The sequence below is a fragment of the Bradyrhizobium acaciae genome, from assembly GCF_020889785.1.
Classification (GTDB): domain Bacteria; phylum Pseudomonadota; class Alphaproteobacteria; order Rhizobiales; family Xanthobacteraceae; genus Bradyrhizobium; species Bradyrhizobium acaciae.
The window spans coordinates 1-7,383 of record NZ_JACMYK010000227.1 but is presented as its reverse complement, the minus strand read 5'-3'; the positions used below and the strand labels follow the sequence as shown (position 1 = coordinate 7,383).

The 7,383-nt window shown below is 64.0% G+C and carries 6 protein-coding genes; all 6 read left to right on the top strand.

The window, feature by feature from the left end; all coding sequences use genetic code 11:
• Window positions 1–195: 195 nt before the first annotated feature.
• The 6 genes from H8A92_RS38800 (at window position 196) to H8A92_RS38775 (ending at window position 7,177) form a co-directional block, all read left to right on the top strand.
• On the top strand, window positions 196–1,068 hold the full coding sequence (locus H8A92_RS38800) for a branched-chain amino acid ABC transporter permease (RefSeq protein WP_050420108.1): 873 nt from the start codon (window positions 196–198) through the stop codon (window positions 1,066–1,068).
• Window positions 1,065–2,837: a branched-chain amino acid ABC transporter ATP-binding protein/permease gene (locus tag H8A92_RS38795; protein WP_229200548.1), complete on the top strand. Its 1,773-nt coding sequence runs from the start codon at window positions 1,065–1,067 to the stop codon at window positions 2,835–2,837. The genes H8A92_RS38800 and H8A92_RS38795 overlap by 4 nt, the downstream gene beginning before the upstream one ends.
• Window positions 2,837–3,565, top strand: coding sequence for an ABC transporter ATP-binding protein (locus H8A92_RS38790; protein WP_229200547.1), 729 nt, complete (start codon window positions 2,837–2,839; stop codon window positions 3,563–3,565). Before H8A92_RS38795 ends, H8A92_RS38790 begins: the two co-directional genes overlap by 1 nt.
• A gap of 72 nt (window positions 3,566–3,637) precedes the next feature.
• A complete protein-coding gene (locus H8A92_RS38785) occupies window positions 3,638–4,723 on the top strand; it encodes a malate/lactate/ureidoglycolate dehydrogenase (RefSeq protein WP_229200546.1) in 1,086 nt (361 codons plus the stop codon).
• 62 nt (window positions 4,724–4,785) lie between these two features.
• Window positions 4,786–5,562 carry an HpcH/HpaI aldolase family protein gene (locus H8A92_RS38780; protein WP_092125098.1) on the top strand — a complete coding sequence of 259 codons (777 nt, stop codon included), beginning with the start codon at window positions 4,786–4,788 and terminating at the stop codon, window positions 5,560–5,562.
• A gap of 91 nt (window positions 5,563–5,653) precedes the next feature.
• Entirely contained in the window at window positions 5,654–7,177 is a 1,524-nt protein-coding gene (locus H8A92_RS38775) for a UxaA family hydrolase (RefSeq protein WP_229200545.1), read from the top strand.
• Window positions 7,178–7,383: the final 206 nt, after the last annotated feature.

The window sequence follows — 7,383 nt, the reverse complement described above, 5'->3', positions numbered from 1 at the left end:
GGGGAGGGTTAGGGAGAGGGGTAAGGCGCGCGGGCGGTGTTTGCGGCTTACCCCTCTCTCCAGCTCTCCCCCGCAAGGGCGGAGAGAGCCCAGCCACCTCCCGCATGGCCTTCAACGCGATTCTGTGAATACGACAGCCATTCGGACCCGGCCCGCCACTGGGATCTTCGCTTCATCCTCAATCGAACGCTCGTCATGGATCTCATCCTTCAACTGCTGTTCACCGGAATCGGCATCGGCGCGGTCTACGCGCTGGTCGCGCTCGGTTTCGTGCTGATCTTCCGCGCCACCAATGTGGTGAACTTCGCGCAAGGCGAGTTCTCGATGGTGGCCGCCTATCTGATGGTGGTCTGCGTCGAGCTCGGCCTGCCTTACTGGCTGTCGTTCGTGATCGCGCTTGCCGGCATGGCGCTGCTCGGCGTCATCTTCAATCTCGGCGTCTACTATCCGCTGCGCCACCGCACCTATCTGCCGGTCATCATCGCCACCATCGGCGCCTCGATCCTGCTGTCGAACTCGGTGCTCGCGATTTACGGTCCGCAGCCGCAGGTGCTGCAGGGCTGGTTCGACACGCCCGGCATCCAGCTCGGCCCGGTCTATCTCGACAGCCAGTATCTTCTGATCATCGGCGTCACGATCCTTTTGGTGCTGTTCAATTTCTGGTTCTTCGAGAAGACGCTGCTCGGCAAGAAGCTGCAGGCGACCTCGCAGGACAAGGAAATGGCCTCGCTGCTCGGCATTTCCGTTTCCACCATGATCATGATCACCTTCATCTATTCGGCCGTGCTCGGCGGTCTCGCCGGCATCCTGGTGGCACCGGTGCTGTTCGTCTCGATCCAGATGGGCTCGACGATTGCGCTCAAGGCGTTTGCCGCGACCATCATCGGCGGCTTCGGTGACGTTGCCGGCGCCATCGTCGGAGGCCTCGCGCTGGGCGTCATCGAGACGTTCGGCGCCGCCTATATTTCGGTGCCGTACAAGGACGGCTTTGCCTTCCTGGTGCTGATCGCTTTCCTGGTGTTCCGGCCGCAGGGCATCTTCGGCGAACGCGTCGCGGAGAAAGCATGAGCGCCAGCGCCAACATGATTCCGGCGCCGGCCGTGCGCTCGAAGCCGCTGATCATCCGTCATCTGCCGTATTTCATCGGCGCCGCGGTGCTGGTGGCGCTCGCCGCCTCGATGCAGTTCGACGGTTACATCCTCAACATCCTGCTGCAGGCCACGACCTTCTCGATCGCGGTGTTCGGGCTCTCGGTCGTGCTCGGCCTGTGCGGCCAGATCAACCTGGCGCAGGCTGCGTTCTTCGGCTTCGGCGCCTATGCCGTCGGCCTCGGCACTGCCGACCTGCACCTGAACTTCTGGCTCTGCCTGGTCGGCGCCTGCGCGATCACGCTGGTTGCCGGTGCATTCCTCGGCATGTCGACGCTCAGACTCGGCGGGCATTACCTTGCGATGGTCACGATCTCGTTCCAGCAGATCGTGACGCTGGTCATGATCAATGCGGTCGGTGTGACCCACGGACCGGACGGCGTCGCCAACATTCGCCGGCCCGAGTTGTTCCAATCCTCGCAAAGCTATCTGGCTTTCTGCGTCGCGATGCTCGCCATCGTCGGCTATCTGGTCTGGCATCTGCCCGACACCAAGCTTGGCCGTGCCATGCGTGCGGTGCGCGACAATGAGCTCGCGGCCGGCGTCAACGGCATCGACGTGTTCCGCACCAAGGTCTCCGCCTTTGCGGTGTGTGCGGTGCTCGGCGGCCTCGCGGGCGGCCTGTTCGCAGGTGGCTTCGCTTATGTCAGTCCGGACCAGTTCTCGTTCGCGGAATCGATCCAGTTCCTGACCATGTCGCTGCTCGGCGGCGTGGCCTCGCCGATCGGCTCGGTGATCGGCACCGGCCTGCTGATCGTGATCCCGGAATGGCTGCGCTTCCTCAAGAGCGTGCCGGGTCTCTACCTTGCGATCTACGGCCTGTCGGTGATCCTGATCATCCGCTTCATGCCTGACGGCATCTGGGGCTTCGTGTCGGACGCGTTCACGCGCTGGCGCGCGCACGCCAAGGCGCCGCCTGTTGCCGGAGCGCTTCACCTCAAGCCTGCGACGACTGGCGGCGACATCGTGCTCGAAGTCACCGGGCTGTCGAAGCATTTCGGCGGCCTCAAGGCGGTCGACGGCGTCGACATCGCGGTGAAGCGCGGCAGCGTGCATGCGCTGATTGGACCCAACGGCTCCGGCAAGACCACGACGCTGAACGTGCTGTCGGGTCTCTACAAGGCCACATCAGGCAAGATCGTGCTTGACGGCACCGACATCACCAGCATGGCGCCGCATCAGCGTACTGCTGCGGGACTTGGACGTACCTTCCAGAACATCCGCCTGTTCCGCTCGATGACGGCGTTGGAAAATGTCGAAATCGGCGCCGAGCGGCCCGGCAACAGCATGATCGGGAAGGGCGACGACGCGCTGACCGAGCGGGCAATGGAGGCGCTGACCTTCGTCGGCCTCGGCAACCGCGCCAATGAGCTGATCTCGAGCTTCTCCTACGGCCACCAGCGTCTGATCGAGATCGCGCGGGCGCTGGCGTCGAACCCGACACTGCTGCTGCTCGACGAACCGGCCGCGGGCCTCAACTCGACCGAGAAGCTGGAGCTGCATGAGCTACTGAAGCGCATCGCAGCCCAGGGCCTCACCATTCTCATCATCGATCACGACATGACGCTGGTCTCGGAAGCCGCCCAGCATATCACCGTGCTGAACTTCGGACGCCGCATCGCGGATGGCGAGTCCATGGCGGTGCTGCGCCATCCCGACGTCGTCTCCGCCTATCTCGGGAGCGAATGATGCCGCTGCTCGAAATCCGCAATCTGGTGGTCCGCTACGGGGAGATCGAGGCGCTGCGCGGCGTCACCATCGCCGTGGAGCAAGGGCAGGTGGTGACGCTGCTGGGTGCCAATGGCGCCGGCAAGTCGACCACGCTGCGCGCGATCTCCGGCCTTGCCAAACCCACGTCCGGCGACATCCTGTTCGACGGTCACTCGATCGCAGGCCTCGGGCCGGAAGCGATCGTGCGGCTCGGCATCTCGCATGTGCCGGAAGGCCGCCGCGTGTTTCCCGGCCTCACCGTGAAAGAGAACATCATGCTCGGCGCGTCGAACCGGAAGGTTGGGGCCGCGCAGATCTCGCGTGAGGCTGACGCGATGTTCGACCTGTTTCCGGACATTCGCGCCTTCTCCAATGCGCTCGGCTGGACGCTGTCCGGCGGCCAGTTGCAGATGGTTGCGGTCGCGCGCGGCCTGATGGCCAAGCCGCGGTTGCTGCTGCTCGACGAGCCTTCGCTCGGGCTTGCACCTGTGATCGTGCAGGCGGTGTTCCGCATCGTTTCGCAGATCAGGAAGGACACCACGGTCTTGCTCGTCGAGCAAAATGCGCGCATGGGACTCTCGGTCGCCGATCACGGTTTTGTCCTGGAAACCGGGCGGATCGTGCTCGGCGGCAAGCCCGACGAATTGTGGGGCAATGAAGCCATCGCCGCGGCCTATCTCGGCGGCCACGCCAAAACTCACGCCTGAGCATGATCCGGAAAAGTGGATACCGGTTTTCCGATCAGATCGCGCTCCAATAACTGAACGAGCTGGTTTCTCATGGTCACCATCAAGGTCGATAATCTCATCAACTTCGTGTCCGAGGTGTTTTCCCATTCGGAGTCTTCTCCGGAAGAGGCGAAGCGCATTGCGACCTACCTGACGACGGCGAACCTCACCGGGCATGACAGCCATGGCGTGATCCGCGTGCCGGTCTATGTCAGGTGGAAGAAGATGGGCTCCATCGTGCCGAACCAGACCCCCGAGGTGGTGGTCGACACGCCTTCGCTCGCGGTGGTCGACGGCAAGTTCGGTTACGGCCAGACGGTTACGCCGGTTGCTGTCAGACTCGGCATCGAGAAGTGCAAGAAGGCGGGGCTTGCCGCCGTCGCGCTGCGCAACTCCGGCCATCTCGGGCGCGTCGGCGACTGGGCCGAAATGGCCGCCGCCGAAGGCCTCGTTTCAATTCATTTCGTGACCGCGGCTGGCTCGCTGCTGGTCGCGCCCTATGGCGGCGTCGAGAAGCGCCTGTCCACCGCGCCGTATTGCGTCGGCATTCCGCGCCAGGGGCAGGACCCGATCGTGCTGGATTTCGCCACATCGGTCGTCGCCGAAGGCAAGTGCCTGGTGGCGAGCCGCGGTGGCAAGAAGCTGCCGATCGGCGCGCTGGTCGATGCCGACGGCACGTTGAGCGAGGACCCGCAGGTGCTGTATGGGCCGTACACGCCGGACGGGCCGCGCGACCACACCAAGGGAACCGGTGCGATCCGCGCTTTCGGCGATCACAAGGGCTCCGGTCTCGCCTTCATCTGCGAGCTGCTCGGCGGTGCGCTGACCGGCACCGGCGCGACCTCGTCGGACCGGCGTTTCGCCAACGGCATGATGGCGTTCTACATCGATCCCAAGGTGATCGACACCAGCAATTTCTTCGACGGCGAAATCACCCGCTACACCGATTTCATCCGCGCCACGAAGCCGATCGCGGGCACGGATTCCGTGCTGGTTCCTGGCGATCCCGAGCGCAAGACCCGCGCCGATCGCACCAGGAACGGCATCCCCTTGCCTGACGACACCTGGGCGGCGATAGTGAATACCGCGCGCGAAGTCGGCGTCAGTGAAGTCTCGATCCAGCGGGCGACCAGCTGAGGTCCGCTCTCCAAGAAAACCTTCAAGAAAACCTCCGAGAACCACAAAAGGAAACGCAATCAATGGCAAACAAGGTCAAGCAGGTCTGGGCATCGGGCAAGGCGGTGGTGAACGCGTGGCTCGCGATCCCCTCCGGGTTTTCGGCCGAAGTGATCGCGCAGTGCGGCTTCGACAGCGTCACCGTCGACATGCAGCATGGCGTGCAGGATTATCAGTCGATGGTGCAATGCTTCCAGTCGATGCATGCCCATCCGGTCACGCCGATGGTCCGCGTGCCCTGGAATGAGCCCGGCATCATCGGCAAGGTGCTGGATGGCGGCGCCTATGGCGTGATCTGCCCGATGGTCAACACGCCGCAGGAAGCCAAGAACCTCGTCTCCTACGCAAAATATCCGCCGAAGGGCGTGCGCTCCAACGGTCCGATCCGCGCCGGCATGTACGGTTCGGCCGGCACCTACCAGCAGACCGCCAACGACGAGATCGTGTTGCTGCCGATGATGGAAACCAAGACCGCGGTCGAGAACATGGAAGCGATCCTCGATGTCGAAGGCATCGACGGCGTCTATATCGGCCCGTCCGATCTCGGCTTTTCCTATGGCCTGGTGCCGAAGCTCGATCGCGACGAGCCGGAGATCCTCAAGATCTACGAGAAGATCATCAAGGAGTGCGGCAAGCGCGGCCTCAACCCCGGCATCCACTGCTCCGGCGCCGAAGGCGCGGTGCGTGCGATCAACATGGGCTTCAAGCTCGTGACGCTGTCGAACGAGGTCGGCCTGATGCAGGTCTACGCCAGGATGCAGGTCAACCAGACCCGCGAGAAGTCCGGCGGCAAGGCGTAAACACCTTCGCGAATGGCGAATAGGGAGTAGCGAATAGCGCTACTTTCTATTCCATTCGCATTCGCTATTCGCCTCCAAAGGAGAGACTCCCATGGCCTCGGCACAAGTGATCCGCCTGCACGCCGACGACAGCGTCCTGATTGCGCGCGCGAGCCTGCCGCCGGGGCTGGAGGTGACCGAAGGTGTCACCACGGTCGATCGCATTCCGGCTGGCCACAAGGTCGCGATCAAGCCGATCGCGCAAGGCGAGCCGATCCGGCGCTACGGCCAGATCATCGGCTTTGCGACGCAGCCGATTGCGCCCGGCCAGCACGTCCACACGCAGAACTGCGGCATGGGCGATTTCGCCAAGGACTATGCCTACGGCGTCGACGTCAAGCCGGTGCCGAACTTCGATCTGCCGGCGACCTTCGAAGGCATCCGCCGCGCTGACGGCCGCGTTGCGACCCGCAACTATATCGGCATCCTAACCTCGGTGAATTGCAGCGCCCATGTCGCCGGCATCGTCGCCGACATGTTCAAGAAGAACCCGTTCACCGGCGACAACCCGCTCGCCGACTTTCCGAATGTCGATGGCGTCGTCGCGTTGACCCACAAGACCGGCTGCGGCATGACCCAGGACGAGCCGCTGGCGCTGCTTCGCCGCACGCTCGGCGGCTATGCGCGGCACGTCAATTTCTCCAACGTCATCGTGCTCGGCCTCGGCTGCGAGGTGAACCAGATCGGCGGCCTGATGCAGGAGCAGAAGCTCGCCGGCCGCCTGCGCGCGATGGACATCCAGGAGGTCGGCGGCACCCGCAAGACCGTGGAAGCCGGCGTTGCGTTCGTGAAAGAAGCGCTTGCCGACGCCAACAAGGTCAAGCGCGAGGCCGTGCCGGCGAGCGAGCTTACCGTGGCGCTGCAATGCGGCGGCTCGGACGGTTACTCCGGCGTGTCGGCCAATCCGGCACTCGGCGCTGCGAGTGATCTGCTGGTGCGCCATGGCGGCACGGTGATCCTCTCGGAGACGCCCGAGACCTATGGCGCCGAACATCTGTTGACCCGCCGCGCGGTCAGCCGCGAGGTCGGCGAGAAGCTGGTCGGCCTGATGCGCTGGTGGGAGGAATATACCCAGCGCGAAGGCGCCGAGATGAACGCCAATCCGAGCCCCGGCAACAAGGCCGGCGGCCTCACCACGATCCTGGAGAAGTCGCTCGGCGCGATGGCCAAGGCCGGCAGCACCAACCTTGTCGACGTGCTGCATTACGCCGAGCCCGTCACCAAGAAGGGTTTCGTGTTCATGGACACGCCCGGCTACGACCCGGTCGCCGCGACCGGGCAGGTCGCCGGCGGTGCCAACCTCGTCTGCTTCACCACCGGCCGCGGCAGCGTGTTCGGCTGCAAGCCCGCGCCGTCGATCAAGCTCGCGACCAACACGCCGATGTACAAGCGGATGGAAGACGACATGGACGTCAATTGCGGCACCATCCTCGACGGCGAGGAGAGCGTGCAGGAATGCGGCCAGCGCATCTTCGACCTCATCCTCAAGACCGCCTCGGGCCAGCCGACCAAGAGCGAGAATTTTGACTTTGGCGGCGCCGAGTTTGCGCCGTGGGTGCTCGGCGCAACGATGTAGTATAGGGCTACGATCTGGCCTGGACATCGCTGTCGTCCCTGCCGAGTGCGCAATCGCGCACGGGAGCAGGGACCCATACCGCGTGACCTATCGGTGAGAGACAGTGGCAGACACCGTCCGCATCACCGCGGCCGGTGGTTATGGTTCCCTGCTTTCGCAGGGACGACGAGTTCTGTTGACGCCGCGTCCCAAATCAAGCTTCCCTG